Source organism: Rhizobium sp. Root1220 (assembly GCF_001426265.1).
GTDB lineage: Bacteria > Pseudomonadota > Alphaproteobacteria > Rhizobiales > Rhizobiaceae > Rhizobium.
On the sequence record NZ_LMDG01000008.1, the window covers coordinates 1 to 14,805 of the forward strand.

The 14,805-nt window shown below is 57.0% G+C and carries 14 protein-coding genes and 1 pseudogene; 8 read left to right on the plus strand and 7 right to left on the minus strand.

All coding sequences use genetic code 11. From position 1 onward, the window contains the following. On the plus strand, window positions 1-379 hold a 379-nt coding region (locus ASC90_RS29530; protein WP_210172037.1), incomplete at its 5' end, for a hypothetical protein. Here the strand turns inward: ASC90_RS29530 and ASC90_RS07745 are convergent. From ASC90_RS07745 to ASC90_RS07760, 4 genes are all read right to left on the minus strand, one after another. After that, window positions 376-1,134 carry an SDR family oxidoreductase gene (locus ASC90_RS07745; RefSeq protein WP_056537840.1) on the minus strand — a complete coding sequence of 253 codons (759 nt, stop codon included), beginning with the start codon at window positions 1,132-1,134 and terminating at the stop codon, window positions 376-378. The two genes, ASC90_RS29530 and ASC90_RS07745, sit on opposite strands and share 4 nt — an antisense overlap. Window positions 1,135-1,202: 68 nt before the next feature. Next, window positions 1,203-1,613, minus strand: coding sequence for a cupin domain-containing protein (locus ASC90_RS07750; protein WP_056537843.1), 411 nt, complete (start codon window positions 1,611-1,613; stop codon window positions 1,203-1,205). 202 nt (window positions 1,614-1,815) lie between these two features. Beyond that, on the minus strand, window positions 1,816-3,729 hold the full coding sequence (locus tag ASC90_RS07755; RefSeq protein ID WP_056537845.1) for an adenylate/guanylate cyclase domain-containing protein: 1,914 nt from the start codon (window positions 3,727-3,729) through the stop codon (window positions 1,816-1,818). A gap of 155 nt (window positions 3,730-3,884) precedes the next feature. Then, the gene (locus ASC90_RS07760; protein ID WP_056538130.1) at window positions 3,885-4,868 is read right to left on the minus strand and encodes a phosphotransferase; all 984 of its coding nucleotides are present in this window, start codon (window positions 4,866-4,868) and stop codon (window positions 3,885-3,887) included. 186 nt (window positions 4,869-5,054) lie between these two features. Here ASC90_RS07760 and ASC90_RS07765 point away from each other — a divergent pair, with 186 nt between their 5' ends. Together ASC90_RS07765 and ASC90_RS07775 are read left to right on the plus strand one after the other, a co-directional pair. Continuing rightward, window positions 5,055-5,405, plus strand: a complete 351-nt coding sequence (locus tag ASC90_RS07765; RefSeq protein WP_244480341.1) for a YciI family protein — start codon at window positions 5,055-5,057, stop codon at window positions 5,403-5,405. Window positions 5,406-6,042: 637 nt separating this feature from the next. After that, a complete protein-coding gene (locus ASC90_RS07775; RefSeq protein WP_056537848.1) occupies window positions 6,043-6,408 on the plus strand; it encodes a hypothetical protein in 366 nt (121 codons plus the stop codon). A 159-nt stretch (window positions 6,409-6,567) separates the two neighbouring features. Here ASC90_RS07775 and ASC90_RS07780 read toward each other — a convergent pair whose 3' ends face one another. Further along, window positions 6,568-7,101, minus strand: coding sequence for a hypothetical protein (locus ASC90_RS07780; protein WP_056537850.1), 534 nt, complete (start codon window positions 7,099-7,101; stop codon window positions 6,568-6,570). 309 nt (window positions 7,102-7,410) lie between these two features. Next, complete coding sequence (locus tag ASC90_RS07790; protein WP_056537856.1) at window positions 7,411-8,085, minus strand: hypothetical protein; 675 nt, start codon at window positions 8,083-8,085, stop codon at window positions 7,411-7,413. Between the two features lie 585 nt (window positions 8,086-8,670). Between ASC90_RS07790 and ASC90_RS07795 the strand changes: the two genes are divergently transcribed. Next, the gene (locus tag ASC90_RS07795) at window positions 8,671-9,465 is read left to right on the plus strand and encodes a metallophosphoesterase (protein WP_056537859.1); all 795 of its coding nucleotides are present in this window, start codon (window positions 8,671-8,673) and stop codon (window positions 9,463-9,465) included. A gap of 379 nt (window positions 9,466-9,844) precedes the next feature. Here ASC90_RS07795 and ASC90_RS07800 read toward each other — a convergent pair whose 3' ends face one another. Beyond that, window positions 9,845-10,129, minus strand: coding sequence for a hypothetical protein (locus ASC90_RS07800; RefSeq protein WP_056537863.1), 285 nt, complete (start codon window positions 10,127-10,129; stop codon window positions 9,845-9,847). A 1,543-nt stretch (window positions 10,130-11,672) separates the two neighbouring features. Here ASC90_RS07800 and thyA point away from each other — a divergent pair. The 4 genes and pseudogenes from thyA to ASC90_RS07815 form a co-directional block, all read left to right on the plus strand. Beyond that, window positions 11,673-11,943, plus strand: a pseudogene (gene thyA / locus ASC90_RS27875) (thymidylate synthase); the annotation flags it as partial. A 12-nt stretch (window positions 11,944-11,955) separates the two neighbouring features. Beyond that, window positions 11,956-12,468: a dihydrofolate reductase gene (locus tag ASC90_RS07805; RefSeq protein ID WP_056537866.1), complete on the plus strand. Its 513-nt coding sequence runs from the start codon at window positions 11,956-11,958 to the stop codon at window positions 12,466-12,468. Window positions 12,469-12,621: 153 nt separating this feature from the next. Continuing rightward, window positions 12,622-13,740 carry an FtsH protease activity modulator HflK gene (hflK, locus tag ASC90_RS07810; RefSeq protein WP_056537869.1) on the plus strand — a complete coding sequence of 373 codons (1,119 nt, stop codon included), beginning with the start codon at window positions 12,622-12,624 and terminating at the stop codon, window positions 13,738-13,740. Beyond that, window positions 13,737-14,678, plus strand: coding sequence for a protease modulator HflC (locus ASC90_RS07815; RefSeq protein ID WP_056537871.1), 942 nt, complete (start codon window positions 13,737-13,739; stop codon window positions 14,676-14,678). The genes hflK and ASC90_RS07815 overlap by 4 nt, the downstream gene beginning before the upstream one ends. Window positions 14,679-14,805 lie beyond the last annotated feature (127 nt).

Sequence of the window (14,805 nt, forward strand, 5' to 3'; positions counted from 1 at the left end):
AAAGGCATTACGATATCTCGGCGGGCGGTTCGTGTCACGGACGCTAATTTCTAAGGGGACAGATGAGATTCTCACCACCAATAGTTTTTCAACAGTATCGGCGCGAAGCGATCATATCGGTCGACAGCTACTCGACGCCCGCTCCATACAGAACTCGTTGTTCCATTGCTTTAATGCCGGGCATCTTGTGGCTACCTGCAGCGTCTCGGTGGCCGAAGATATCGCATCATCGATCTTCCGGTCTATTTCGTTTGCTTGTTCGAAGGTATCCTGGCGGCGTAGGTTGACCATTTTCCATCTCGTGACAATCCTCCTTTCCGAGGCTTGGCAAGGCGGCGGGACGAAATGTCCATTGGCCGCCGAACCATCGCCAATCTAGGCAGCGGCCTGTGAGCGCCGTGCAAACCAGGTCTTCATGTCAAGCTTGCCGAGCTTGGCCGCACCGAGTGGAACCAAGGATTGGTCGTCGACGAGCGAGCCGAAATACCGGGCCTGCTTGTCGACCACTACGTTCCGGGCGTCGTGAGTGGCGGCAAGATACTCCTTCACGAAGTCGCTCATCGGCCTCTTGTCAGGACCAGCGATTTCAACCGTTTGATTTGTCACGGGCGCGGTGGCAGCCTCGGCGACGAAGCCTACGACATCGTCGGCCGCGATAGGCTGGAATGCTCCCGATGACGCGTGGACAGTCTTGTCCACCGTTGCGCTGTCGGCGATGCCACTCAGGAACTCCATGAACTGCGTCGACCTGACGATCGTATAGGGAACACCGCCTTTTTTGACGATGCTCTCCTGCACAACTTTTCCTCGGAAGTAGCCGTTGTCAGGCGATCGCTCGATGCCAACGATGGAAAGCGCGACGTGATGGCGAACACTCGCCGCCTTCTCTGCCTTGATCAGATTGGATGTGGATTGCTCGAAGAACGTCAGGACGTCCGCTGGAGCGAATGAAGGAGAGTTGGCCAGGTCAATCACCACTTCTGCACCAGTAAGTGCGTCTGACAATCCTTCGCCCGTCAGGGTATTTACCCCAGTGGAAGGTGATGACTGTAGCACGTCATGCCCCCTGTTTCTCAGGATGGCAGCAACTTTCGTTCCGATGAGGCCAGAGCCTCCGATAATAACGATTTTCATGGTCTTTACCCTTCAGCTTGGAGATCCACATGGATCGCCCCAGGTTTCGACGACGAGACAGCGGCACCCTATTTGTCAGGCGTTACCATCTCCGTTTCGTTCGTGTCGAGAACGAAGACAGCAAGGATCTTCGCGGGTTCGCTGTCACTGGCATTCGCACTGACGCGGTGGTGGTCGCCGGGCACTTCGATCCAGTTCTCACCGGTCTTGTAGACCTTGACTTCTCCGTCATTGATCTGGCTCTTGATGCTGCCTTCGATCACGGTCGCATAGATAAACGCACTCTTGGGGTGCGTGTGGGAGGGGTTGTGCCCTCCTGGGCCGTATTCGACCAATACACCGCGCATGCTTTTCCCGGGAACGTTCGGAAGCACATGGTCGAATACCACCTTGACCTTGGCATTGTACGGTTTATCCGCAGCCGTAGCGGGAAGCGCCATAATCGCAGCGCATAGCAACCCAGTCGCCAGCGTTCGCATGGGATCTCTCCTTTCTTGATGTGATTGGATACGCTCCGTATTGTATGCGATGTGCGCTGAATGGTATAGGTCATCCGAAGGTTAGGGGATGGGGCGGCCGGCTTGCACTACCGCTTTTGGCGCAAAGCAGGCGTGGGCAAAGGCTTCTGACTCGCGCCGACAATATTCATTGGCTCAGATTTCAGAATCTCCGCGGCAACTGTCAGGGATCGAGATCCTCTGACTGGACCAATTCGTAAATCTCGACCGCCTCGGCGCGCCCCTTCACTTTCACTGGACCGATCGCGCGGAAAGCAAAGAGGTCCCGGACCATGCTATGGATTGCGGCGCTCGCAAGGATCGAAGTCCCGAACTCCCTATTTAGTCCTTCCAGCCTGGATGCGACGTTGATCGTATCGCCCATGGCTGTGTACTGCTGGCGCGAGATCGCACCGAAACTCCCGACGACCGCTTGCCCACTGTGCAGACCGAAGCGGGTTATGAGTTCGGGCTGGCCGTTGCTGCGATTTTTGACATTCAATTCGTCGAAGGCAGCCTTCATGGCAAGAGTACAGCGACAGCCGTGTTCGACGTGACTGGCGTCCTGAATGGGAGCGTTCCACATGACGAAAGCGGAATCGCCAAGATACTGGACGACTGTTCCCCCGTGACGTTCGGCAATCTGGTTCAACAACTCGAAGTAGATCGATAGAATGTCTACCACGTCTTCCGGCGTATGCAGTTCCGAGATCGTGGTGAAATCACGTATATCGGTGAACAGGACTGTGACCTCCTGCCTTGTTGCCTTTGTAGGCGAGCCATCCGGATTGACAATACGCCGAACGACCTCCCGAGGAACGTAAAGAGCAAACTGGGCGATGGCCCGCCGCGAGGCAGCCAGTGCGCTCGCCAATGTGTTGATCTCACTGATCCAGGAGTGGGATGTGCGCGTTCCGGCGAAGTCGAGATCGCCGATTCTTCGCGCTTCATCGGCAAGCTGGAACAGGGAGCGACCGATCAGGCGCGAGAGGAGGATAGAGGCACCAATCCCTCCAATCACGAACGTTGCGGCAATCAGGAGGTTGCGAACGAGCTGTCTGTTGGCCTGGCGCACGAGGTCCTCGAGCGGCACAATGACGGCAACGGAGCTGCCTTTGAACAATCCGGAGAAAGTCACTGGTGCTATCTGCGCAAGGTAGGCCTCGCCATCCAGATCGAAACGGGCTACCTCGCCGTTCGCATAGCGTGGACTCTGGCGCAGTCGCATCACCGTCTCCACGCTCCCGTCCAGGCCATTCGTTAGTCGTCCATCCGTCCCGTCTTCCGACCAACTGCCGAGGATTTTGCTCATTATGGCCGGGTCGGAATGTGCGACGAGCTTGTCGTGGTCGTCGATGACATAGCTGCGGGCGCGCGGTGAAATCTCCCGTGCATCGAGCAGGTTGCTGACGGTTTGGAGGTGAATGTTGATGCCAACCACGATCTGACGGTTGCCCTTCATGGGAATGGCCATCGTCAGGGTTGGAACCCCCAGCGTTCCGGTGACGTAGGGGCCGATGGAAATCGGATGGCCATATTGAGCTACCGACCGATACCATGGACGGGCACGCGGATCGAAGGTCGTATATTCGAACGTGTGTTCGTTGATGAGACCCCCATTTGCATCGAGAAACCTGATCGTCGAGATGACATCGGCCTTGTCCCGCCAGGCGATGGTCCTGACCGCAAAAGCGGCCCCATCGGGTGCTGCAAGGGCGGTGCGGACGGTCCGATTTGCCGCGCTTATCACTTGAACGTAGGAGCCGTCCGGATACCCGCCATAGATGCTCGTTGCATTTGGGACGTTTCTGAGGACGTCGACAAAGAACGCCTGCTTCGCACTGAGATCATCCGGTGGCAGCGAGATCAATTGTGGCAGCGAGGACGCGACGGCAATGGCTTCGTATCCGCCTTCCAGGGCATTTCTGTATCCTTCGACGAGACGCAGGCTCATTTGCCTCATCTGCTTTTCGCCTGCTAGAACTGCGGCCGAGCGACCTTGGCTGAAAGCCAGCCAGATGAGAGGCGAGGAGGTGCAAAGGAGCAACAACGCGACCAGAACGCTGAGATGCAATCTTAGGGGTTTCGACCAGCGCACGTGATATCCAGTTATGCCGGTACATCGGCGCGTTGCGGGGCGTTAATCTGGTCGCAAGCTGCGACAACCCATCGCTGATTGTACTCTGTGTACTCCCATTGTGAAGTGCCCTCAAACCGTCATTTCACGGTTGATGGCGACGTTGCAAACTGAGTTCAGAATAGGCGGCCGACAAATCGCTCGTTCTCCCATGTCCTAAGAAAAGTCACCTCCCGTGCTATCCAACCGACACTGTTGCTTCCCCACTCGCACACGCGGCTGGCATACTCACCCATCAGCCAAAAGTGGCGGACGATCACGAACCGAATAGCTGCTTCGAAGTCGTCAGAAGTTATCGGTCGGATTGATTTGTATCCATCAACGAAAGCAGCCCACATAGAGGTCAACGATCGGCCGAAAGAGACTTTTGCCCACAAAAAGACGGCCAAGTCATATGCAAGGTATCCCGGACCTCCGTCATCGAAGTCGAAAAACACCGCTTCTCCAGCCTCGTTGATACGTGAATTGAAGCCGTGGCAGTCCCCGTGGCAATACGTCCATGTCAGGTTTCTGAATGCCTTGATGGCCGTCGCCGTCCGCTCGGCAATTTGTTCAAGGTCGCTGAGGACATGCGTTTCTCCCACAATTCCGCTAGCGCGAATTCGAGCAAGAGGCCGATGCAGTAAATGTTCCAGATCAAGCCGGTACAGTGCACCGTTAGCCGGAAATGTCTCAGCCGCGTTGTGCAGTAGAGCAAGGGTCTTGCCGTTGGCCCATGCATCACCAGCGTCAGTTGCAAGCGGTTCTCGGCCATCGACCGCCTGAAAAAGTACACCATCGCGCCCACCCTCTGGCGCGCGCCCTCTGAGGAAGAACGTGCCATCGCGTGTCGGAATGGGCGCGGCGACCGGAACTCCCAATTTGGAGAGGTGCCTCAAGAATGCAGTTTCGCTCCTGACGTTGGCTGGTCCACGCGCGCGGTGGTGCGAGAGCCGAAACACATATCGCTCGCCGCTGGTCACGCTGGCTAGGTAGACGTCATTAAAGCCGCGTTGAAGCAATTGGCAAGAAACCGACGCCCCTAACGCGTAGTACCTATCGATGAAGCGTTCGATCGCCACAATCTGAGAGGTCGAGTATAGCGGATCAAAATCTAGCATGGCCGGTGTTCCATAGGTAAAAGCAACCTGGCTTTGTAAACTGCTGAGTTCTACAATGATCGTGACGGAGGCGGAAGCTTCCGCACCACCGTCGGCCTTCCGGCAGTCCGCCCAGTCGACTCCCCGCTTCGCGCCAAAAGCAGTCATTGACATCACGTTTGGTGCCACCAACTTTCCTTCGAAAGTATGGAGGAGCTTGTGCCAAGGTTTGTCGCGATAGGATACGGAGACGAAGCGGGTTACGAACGGACGGATAAGCTGATCCGCGCCGATGCTCACGCTCATGATGCAAAACTTCAACAAGCCGGGGTCGAGATGGGAATGGCCGGGCGGGCCGTTCAGGTTAGAAACCATGAGACCAAGGAAGTGACTGTCTCCGAGGGCCCATTCATGAGGTCGGAACTGCCTGTCGCGGGTTTCGCCCTCATCGAGGCGGCTGACCTGGCGGAGGCGATAGAGATCGTTTCGAAGACACCATGTGCTGTGGCCTACGGTGTCGTCGAGGTCTGGCCGCTAGAGCAACGCCTAGGAAGCTAGCGATGGGCTGACTGCCGGAACGTTTCGTCGGCTCGTGCCGAAAGCGGCAATCTTCAATCGAAAGTCGCAATGGCCGCCCGCACAATGCCGTGACTGGGCCATCGGTCTCCGAAATGGTCTATAACGCCACGTAGCATGCCAATTGGAGACATGGATCAGGTGAAAAGCCTCAGTTCGCCCATCGCACGCGCGGCTACCACAGCGCTTGAACGGCGACGATGACAAGAAAAGCGACCATCACAATAGAAGCCATCCGCAAGGCAGTGCGATTGGCCTGAGCGAGTACCCGTGGCTTGGGGTCTCGCTTGGGATTGAATTTCTGGCGAGGCTTCTGAGTTGCTCCTGCCTGGGACGATTTGTTTCCTGCTGCCATGGCTGTTTCGCTCAAGTTGGTGGATATCGAGAATGCCAATTCTATCATAAAAGCTCTGTCACGCTTAGTGCGCGATACTGCCCTTGCGATTGACGAAGGTTCGGGTGCAGTCGACCTATTCATTATTCGCGCGAGCCGTCATCCGCGTATGCCGCCATAAGCAAGACTACCTTCTGCATGACGCGGAGAGCGAACGTTCGGAAGGCTATGCATCCTTTCGGGGCAACCGGCGTTTATCGAAATGGGCACGCGAGGAGAAAATCCATGACGAGGACCAGAACAAAAGGCTTCACCAGTCCAGCACAGCTTCGGGAATATCTGGCTGACGCCGAGATTGACGCTCCCGAGGAGGCGATTGATGAACCAGCCGATCACGATCCCGAAGCGAATGTGAAAGAGTTGGCTTGGCTCCGCAAAGAAGTGGCGGATCTTCGGGAACGGCTTGCCACCGTTCGCGAAGATCCGCTTCATAGTGATGGAGCGGCAAAGTTGGAAATCCATAGCTGGCTGGGACTAGCCGCAGCTGGCGCGGCCGCGTTTATTTTGGGGAGTTTCGCCCAGCATGTCTGGGCGGGAGCCCCACCTGCTGCGATTTCTTTGAAGAGGCGCACAAACAGACGCCTTTTATAGGAGGAACGCCGTGGTGGCCGATGGCCGCCAACGCTGACATTCGTCAGCTTCCGGTACGTCGATACGTTCGATCCTCAGAATGCCGGACCATCCCGCAGGGTGAAAGCTTTGCTTTGACGTGAAGCCTGAAGTTGCTTTGACCGCACCGGAGCCACTGTCTCACCCGTTTCCAATGATCTTGCCCGCCATCTCAATCACGACGCCCTTGTTCCAGTTAGCGGTGCCACATTTGGGTGGTGGATCTCCAATCAGTGCAAGTGCTCGGCATTTCAGCATAGAGGCAATCGAGTGTAGTTGGCCCGGGGTCAACTGCTTCTTCTGCAAGGATGCTCCACCTGTGCCGCCAGAAGGCCACGTGGAAAGTGCGGCAAGCACTGGTGCGGTCGAACTTAGGATCTTCGGGTTAGTCGGGTCAGCGGGCGAGCCATTCCCGATGATTTTGTTCGCGAGAACTACGATATTTCTGGCCGCCGTGGCATCGTCCGCCGTCGGCCTTCCTTGATCCGAGGCTTCAATTGTCACGGGTATGGCCAGGCAAACAATTCCTTGTGCCAGATCCCCGTTCGGACTGACGACGTTGGGGTCCAATATTTCTTTCGTAACGTTGATTTCGCACTCTGCCGCAATTGCAATGTTGCTAGCGACGAAAAAGGGCGCTCCGATGCTGAGCGCTACAATGAGCAAATTTCGCATCTCTATTTCCCCCTCGATAGGATACATTAGTAAGATGACATATAGCGCCTGCAGTGTCACGTATCGAGGTTACGCCGTGCAATGAAATGCTTCGGTTTGATGTTGCGTGAGGGCGTTAGAGAGGAGGGGGCGTAGGATAGCTGGCCCTCTGGCCCTTGCCGGTCTTCTTATTAGGCGTAGAGAACCCGAGTTTCTCGCTTTCTGACGTCGCGACCGGCAGGTGACGAGCAATAGATTCAGAGAGGTGTGGCATGGTCGTCAGCTCGATGAAGGGGAAGGCAAAGCCTTCCCCTCGATTCAATTCGAACTTCATCGGCTGCCTGGAAGCCACTGACCCCGGCGAATGTCATCGATGGACTGTTCCTGTGACATTGGACGCTCGCCTTCTGAAACGTCTCGCTGATGCCCGGTAGGAAGGACATCGTCCAGGACGTCATCGGGAAGTTCTTCGGTCAGCTCGTATGCGCGCACTCGCGCCGAGGTCGCTTCTGTACTGCGCATATAGCGGCCGCCCGTCGCAGCGCCTGCTGCCGCATCAGCCTGGAAGACGTCGTTTTTGGTCTCTGCCGCCTGCTGATCGCGGCCAGCGGTCCAGCCATCCGTCCGCCAGGTGTCCGCACGTTCGTCCATGTCGATCGACCCTTCGTCGTCGAGGATGTCATGGGCCGTGTCGTAGTTGTTCGAGTCGACGGAGACGGAGACAAGAAAGCCGCCACGGCGAAGGCCTTCGGCGTAGACATCGCGGTCTTCGTCAGGAAAGAACCAGTCTCCGAGCTTCGACCAGAAGCCGGATCCTTCGGCGGCCGCAACCGCGCTTTCGCTATCGGCTTCATAGCCAGGCATGAGGCGGACGCCGGTGACACCTGCCGCTTTCAGTTTGTCCACCGCCGCCTCAGCGTCTCCGCGATTGTCGAAGAACGCAGTCAGCGTGCTCGCGCGCCTTCCTGCGATGTTAAACGCGCCGTCGTTAAGATGATTGGTCATGGATTTTTCCTCCGTAAATCGTGTGAACAACGAACGGCCGGAGGAGTTGATTGTTCCTGTTACACCTAAGTCTTCATGTTGAGGCACGGAACCGGGTCCTCACACTGACCGTTGTCTGGACGCGTCATGCGCCGGCACCCCTCGCAACGCCGCGCCTCAGTCTGGCAAAGCTCATTCCCGCCCGAACTGGTCAACGAGCGCCTTTCGAAGTGATCCTGCGTCCGTACGTGGAGGAGGGCGGAACGTAGCTCGCGGAGAGGGCCGTCTTTGCTTCACGAGCGTCACGTTCCGCATTGAAGATCCCGTCGCGATTTCGTAGGTCACAGCGCGTTTCTTTTCGCGTTGGGCACGTGCCCTGGAGTGCCTCATCATGGTTGTGCCTCCGACCATCAAGAGGAGCCGGCTTTCAATCCAACGGATAGCCATGGATTTCGACGATACAGCGCCATCGCACGATCATGCAGGCAGGTGGAAATCCCGAAGAAAGGCCTTATCCCCTAACGCATTGCCGTTACGGTCAAAACTGAGTAAATCGGCTCGGTGAGCGAAAGGCCCATCCAAGGCCGACAAGAGAGATTTGTGCCTATGCCCGATGGTGTTTCATCCGATATCTATGCGATCGCCGACATCCATGGACGTGCCGACCTTTTAGAAGCCTTGCTCGGCCACATAGAAGTCGCATCACAGGAAAGCGCATCGAAGCCGATTGTCGTTTTTCTCGGCGATCTTGTAGATCGAGGACCTCATAGTCCTCGGGTGCTGGATTTAGTCGCGGCAACCCTTGAGCGCTACCCGGGTTCGAGGCTGGTTCTAGGAAACCACGATTTCTATCTGCGCGCCTTGCTTCGTGGTGATCTTGAGTCTCAAGACGCCACGAATTGGATGGATTGGGGAGGGGTAGCAACCGTAACGGCCTATTCCAAAGTTCCGTTGCCAAACTTGACGGAAATAGCCGCGGACATCCGAATCGCTTACCCGAAACATCACGAATTGCTTGAAGGCGCGTTGACCTACCTTGAGATCGGAAGGTTCTGCTTCGTCCATGCTGGAATCCGCCCCGGGATTTCGCTTGCCACGCAGACGGACTACGATCTGAGGTGGATACGAGCGGGCTTCTTGGACCATTTCGATGCGTTCGATCATATCGTCGTGCATGGCCATACGATTACCAACTCGCTCCTGCCGGAAGTCTACGACAATCGCATCGCCCTCGATACCGCAGCATACCGGACGGGACGGTTGAGCGCTGCCGTAATCAAGCAGGATAGCCTTTCTCATTTTGTATACACGCGCGTGTCCGAAACCAGCGATATCGACATCGAACGATGGCAGCCGTGGCATTCTGCTCCGAAGCCGATTTACGTCGGTTGTGATGGATAAGCGATTTACATCCGGCGGTGTACTACGGTCGCGCTGCAAGAGGACGGACTGCTTTCAGGAAGTTCAGGGTTTGGTGCGGATGACCGGAATGAGGGCGCAAAGGGGCTCAATCGAACCGCTAAATCGGAACTTCCCCCAACAACACCGTCCCGCCCATAGCCAAAAAGCTTACCCTTTCCGCCAACGCAGATCGTCACCGTCGGCGAGCAAAGCAGTAAATTCGAACGAAGCTTTCGGAACGAAAGACCGGTTCCGGGCTGTTGATTTTTCGGGCAGAACGGCGGGAATCCTGGCACAAGGCAGTCATTCTCGCCATCACCAAACGGCAGCTTGGGTCGATAGCCGACACCGACGGACCACTGCTTCGCGTTCACAAATGTCACCTTGGGTCGTTTTGAGCTTTGTTGGTAAGCCACACCGTCGGCGCTCCCAGCACGCCTCCTGTGCGCATCGCCGACCTTAGCTCCTCGAGCTTGCCAAACGCTTGGGCTGCCTCAAGCGTGGCAAACTCATGGGTGACGGTAACATCGTTGGGATTATCGGCGGCTTGATACACCGCCTCCGCCATTACCGCGTTTGCCTTTTGAACGGGTGCAAAGGCGTCATAAACCCTGCGCCAAGTCGCGTAGTCAGAAACCTCGTGCCTTACGAACAATGTCGGCATTTCACTCTCCCCTTTGCAATTTTTCGTTGGGACGTTTTGGCTTGCCAGCTTATCACCAAAACGACATTCAAGCTTTGGTAAATGTCCGACATGCGCGCCTGCTCGCAGTTCGGCGGAAAATCGTTCGATTCCGCTTGTCGCCATTTGCGGTCATCGCCGCTACGCGATAGGCAACTTAATTCGACAATTTGGCGGGTGAGGCGGCGGGTCGCTAGAGGATGAAGAGGTGTTGCCCGACCGGGAGATGGAGAGAGTATGGTCGATAAGAGACTGTTGTTTGAGGGCTTCCACGAGCACCGGACGAAGTACATCACCGCGTCCGGCGGCGATGATATGCAGTGCAAGAACGGATGACATGTCTCGTTCCTCAGTTATAGGAGCGACATGGTCGTCCCGGAGGGCTGTATAAGCCACCCGATTCATGCGCGCAGCCTATAGTAGCGACGCGCAGCCAATCGCGGAATTTGGTTAGGGTTAAACTGACGACTGGTTAGGCGAAAGCAGTCATCAGCAAGAGACCGCTTTGCGCCCCAACACCCGCCATTGCAGAACTCGCAAACGTTTCAATTCTGAAAGACGAATCGAGAGGAACGGCATGAGAATTCTTAAGGCTGCAACGTTTTTCGGTCCTTTCGTTCCGAACTCGTGTCTCGAAGGCCTTACACAGAACCGCGTCAAAGACCTCAAGGGCTATCTGTCATGCGAGGAGGGCGACATGAGCTGCCCGGTACCTTCCAAATAAGTAGCGCCGCTATATTCTCGCGTCCTTCCGGTCGGCCGCCGTCATGGCAGGCTTTCGCTAGAAGCGGATATCCACCGATCTATGCGCATTTGATTTGAACATGTCCTAGCCGGAGAGACAACGACGGCTGGCAGACCCGATTTTGTACATGAAGTCGACAGGATTGCTGTTTTCGATATGGACGGTACGCTGGTTCCTGAGCAGCCGGCTCTCGTCATCGTTCCGCTCGATCTGACAATCAAGGAGGCTGTCACCAAAAATCCGACGGTCGCGAGCAAGCCCGCGATTGGGCTTTTCTCAAGGGGGGAAACTGCATGCACTTGGTTCTATTGGCGACCAAGGGATGCAATCGTCGAAGGGAAAAGCTTTCATCAATACGTCGGGTCACAATGTGACCATATTCGAGTAGGGATGGGATTGGTCTCGTCATTAGTAACACCGCGACTAAGCGAACGCAGATAGGACGAGTGTTCCATCCAACAGCGGACGCGGCGAAGCGCGCTGCCCTAGACGGGATCCTTTGGGCGGGCAAGCAGCTCTGAATGGCGCTGCCAAGACCAAGAGTTTGCAGGATTGATTACAAATCTCTGGGAATCAGACTACAATTCCGATTGGCAGCAATACGATTTCTTCGAAGAGATCGTCGTAGAATGCGCACTGGTGTGGTGGCCGGGATAAGGTCGAACCACGCCAAGGCTATTCTCATATTGGCGTTTGGTAAGCCTATGAATAGCCTTGGCTACGAAGCCATCCAGCAGTCAGATTTTGAGGGTACTGAAATTGCGATCTAACTGTCATAGCGGAAAACCCTTCAATGTCGCCTCGGACGCACCGCTGACGATGATGGTGGCGCAGGTGACCGGGCTGAAGCCTGGCGATTTCGTCCATACGCTCGGGGATACGCATATCTACCATAATCATTTCGAGCAGGCGAAGCTCCAGTTGACGCGCAGGCCGAAGCCGCTGCCGTTCATGCGCATCAATGAAGGATATCTTCGGCTTCAAGTTCGAGGGTTTCGAGTTGATCGGCTATGAGGCGGACGCAAGCATCAAGGCGCCGATCGCTGTCTGATCAGGGAAAACCATGTCCGATGTAAGCAAGACGATCGTTGTCGCCGTCGCTGAGAACGGCATCATCGGGCATCACGGCGGCATGCCCTGGCGTCTGTCGACAGATCTCAGGCGGTTCAAGGCACTGACACTGGGCAAGCCCGTCATCATGGGTCGAAAGACCTATGATTCCATCGGCAAGCCGTTGCCCGGACGGCCGAATGTCGTGATCTCCCGTCGCGCGGCGATCGATCATCCAGACGTTCACATGGCCAGGTCGTTGACCGATGCGGTCGCTATCGCCGAGGATTTGGCGGGCCGCCTCGGCCAGTCCGAAATCTGCATTGTCGGCGGCGGGCAGATTTACAAGCAAGCCATCGATATTGCTGATCGTTTGTACATCACTCATGTCGAAACGAGCTTGAACGGCGACACATCATTTCCGTTGATCGATCCATTGCTCTGGCGGCCGGGCGAGGCCGTTGATGTTCCGGCCGGTGAGCGCGACAACTACCCGACGCGCTTCGTGGTATACGAACGGCGCTGAAGGCTGAAAAACTCACTATTTTCCAATAAATATCGCCAACTTCCTGATGCTGCGTTGAAAGCGGATGCGGTGATACCTATAACGGTCACGATCGCAGCATCCACCGCCCCCGTGGGTCGAGCGATCGGGAGTTTAACGAACAACGAGGTTTTGATGCCCTGGAGCAATCAGAATGGCGGCGGCGGCCCTTGGGGCGGCGGCGGCGGTAATAATCAGGGACCATGGGGGCAAGGGCCGAACCGCCCGCGCGGCGGTGGCGGAGGCAAGGGCGGACCGCCTGACCTGGAAGATATCATCCGGCGGGGGCAGGATCGGCTGCGAAGCTTTGTTCCCGGTGGGTTCAACGGCGGCGTGTTCCTTATTCTTGGTGCCGTTCTGCTGGTCTTCTGGCTCTTCCAGTGCATTTACACCATTCAGCCGGACGAGCGCGGTGTGGAGCTTCGCTTCGGCAGACCGCGCGAGCAGGTCTCGATGCCGGGGCTGCATTTCCATTTCTGGCCGATGGACACGGTCGAAATCGTGAAGGTGACCGAGCAGCAGCAGAACATAGGCGGCCGCGCGACGGCGAGTTCGTCGGCGGGCCTCATGCTTTCCGGCGACCAGAACATCGTCAACGTGCAGTTCTCGGTGCTTTTCACCGTCAGCGATCCCAGGGCCTTCCTGTTCAATCTTGAGAACCCGGCCGAAACACTGCAGCAGGTGTCCGAGAGCGCGATGCGCGAAGTCGTCGGACGCCGTCCTGCGCAGGATATTTTCCGCGATGCGCGCGCGCAGATCGGCACTGAGGTTCGGGCCATCATTCAAGGCACGATGGACCGCTATGGTGCGGGCATCTCTATCAATGCACTGACGATCGAGGATGTCGCGCCGCCGCGTGAAGTGGCCGACGCTTTCGAGGAAGTCCAGCGCGCGGATCAGGACAAGCAGCGTCTTGTCGAGGAGGCCAATCAGTACGCCAACCAGAAGCTCGGTGGGGCGCGTGGTGACGCGGCACAGATCCGTGAAGCCGCGGCCGCATACAAGGACCGCGTCGTGAAGGAAGCGGAAGGCGAGGCGCAGCGCTTCGTGTCGGTCTACGACGAATATTCCAAGGCGCCAGATGTGACGCGCAAGCGTCTCTTCCTCGAGACGATGGAGTCGGTCCTGAAGGGATCCAACAAGGTGATCATCGACGAAAAGCAAGGCCAGGGTGTTGTGCCGTATCTGCCGCTCAACGAACTTGCCCGGCCCCCGGCCCAGCCGCAGGTCACCCAGCAGCAGGAGGCCAAGTGATGACGAACAGGATTCCTGCAATACTCATCGGTCTCGCGGTCTTACTGCTGATTGTCTATTCGTCGGTCTTCGTGGTCAACGCGCGTGAGCAGGCGGTCGTTGTCCGTTTCGGTCAGATCCAGGCGGTTCGGACGGAGCCAGGCATATACTTCAAGCTTCCTTTCGCCTTCATGGATGCCGATCGCGTCCAGTATGTCCAGAAGCAGGAACTACGCTTCGATCTCGACAATATCCGCGTGCAGGTTTCCGGCGGTGCGTTCTACGATGTGGATGCGTTCGTGATCTACAAGATCACCGATGCACAGCGTTTCCGCGAAACCGTGTCCGGTGACCGCGAGGCAGCCGAGGCCCGGCTACGCACCCGTCTCGATTCATCACTGCGTCGCGTCTACGGTCTGAGGGGATTCGATGCCGCTCTTTCCAACGAGCGCGCCTCGATGATGACGGAGGTTCGCGACGACCTGCATCGCGATGCCGAAAATCTCGGTATCGATATCGAGGACGTTCGCATTCGCCGGACGGACCTGACGCAGGACGTCTCGCAACAGACTTATAACCGCATGCGAGCCGAACGCCTTGCCGAGGCGGAACTGCTTCGCGCAGAAGGTACCGAGCAGGGGCAGCGGCGCCGGGCGATCGCCGACCGCCAGGTGGTCGAGATCGTTGCCGACGCCCAGCGCGAATCGGAAATCCTGCGTGGTCAGGGCGAAGGGGAACGCAACCGGGTTTTCGCGCAGGCGTTTACACGGGATCCGAGCTTCTTCGAGTTCTATCGCTCTATGGCGGCGTATCAGCAGGCTCTGGGTTCTTCCGGAACAACACTGGTCCTTTCGCCCAATTCGGAGTTCTTCCGTTATTTCGACAGCGCGACAGGCCGGGCGGATGCCGTAACGCCGCCTGCTGCACCGCCTGCGGTGCCTGCCGCGCCTTCGAACTGACAGTGTCTCGTTGTTAAGCCCTTGGAAGGCCGGCCGCTTGGCCGGCCTTTCTTCTTATGGGAGTTCGTCTTTTGGCACCTGCCACCCGCCGCCACAAGGTGCGCAGGACAGCGCATCGGGCAAGGAG

Excerpts from the sequence above, each read along its gene's own strand:
- ASC90_RS07745 (WP_056537840.1), bottom strand. The coding sequence starts at position 1,134 with ATGAAAATCGTTATTATCGGAGGCTCTGGCCTCATCGGAACGAAAGTT.
- ASC90_RS07750 (WP_056537843.1), bottom strand. The coding sequence starts at position 1,613 with ATGCGAACGCTGGCGACTGGGTTGCTATGCGCTGCGATTATGGCGCTT.
- ASC90_RS07760 (WP_056538130.1), bottom strand. The coding sequence starts at position 4,868 with ATGCTAGATTTTGATCCGCTATACTCGACCTCTCAGATTGTGGCGATC.
- ASC90_RS07765 (WP_244480341.1), top strand. The coding sequence starts at position 5,055 with ATGGAGGAGCTTGTGCCAAGGTTTGTCGCGATAGGATACGGAGACGAA.
- ASC90_RS07775 (WP_056537848.1), top strand. The coding sequence starts at position 6,043 with ATGACGAGGACCAGAACAAAAGGCTTCACCAGTCCAGCACAGCTTCGG.
- ASC90_RS07780 (WP_056537850.1), bottom strand. The coding sequence starts at position 7,101 with ATGCGAAATTTGCTCATTGTAGCGCTCAGCATCGGAGCGCCCTTTTTC.
- ASC90_RS07790 (WP_056537856.1), bottom strand. The coding sequence starts at position 8,085 with ATGACCAATCATCTTAACGACGGCGCGTTTAACATCGCAGGAAGGCGC.
- ASC90_RS07795 (WP_056537859.1), top strand. The coding sequence starts at position 8,671 with ATGCCCGATGGTGTTTCATCCGATATCTATGCGATCGCCGACATCCAT.
- ASC90_RS07800 (WP_056537863.1), bottom strand. The coding sequence starts at position 10,129 with ATGCCGACATTGTTCGTAAGGCACGAGGTTTCTGACTACGCGACTTGG.
- ASC90_RS07805 (WP_056537866.1), top strand. The coding sequence starts at position 11,956 with ATGTCCGATGTAAGCAAGACGATCGTTGTCGCCGTCGCTGAGAACGGC.
- hflK (WP_056537869.1), top strand. The coding sequence starts at position 12,622 with ATGCCCTGGAGCAATCAGAATGGCGGCGGCGGCCCTTGGGGCGGCGGC.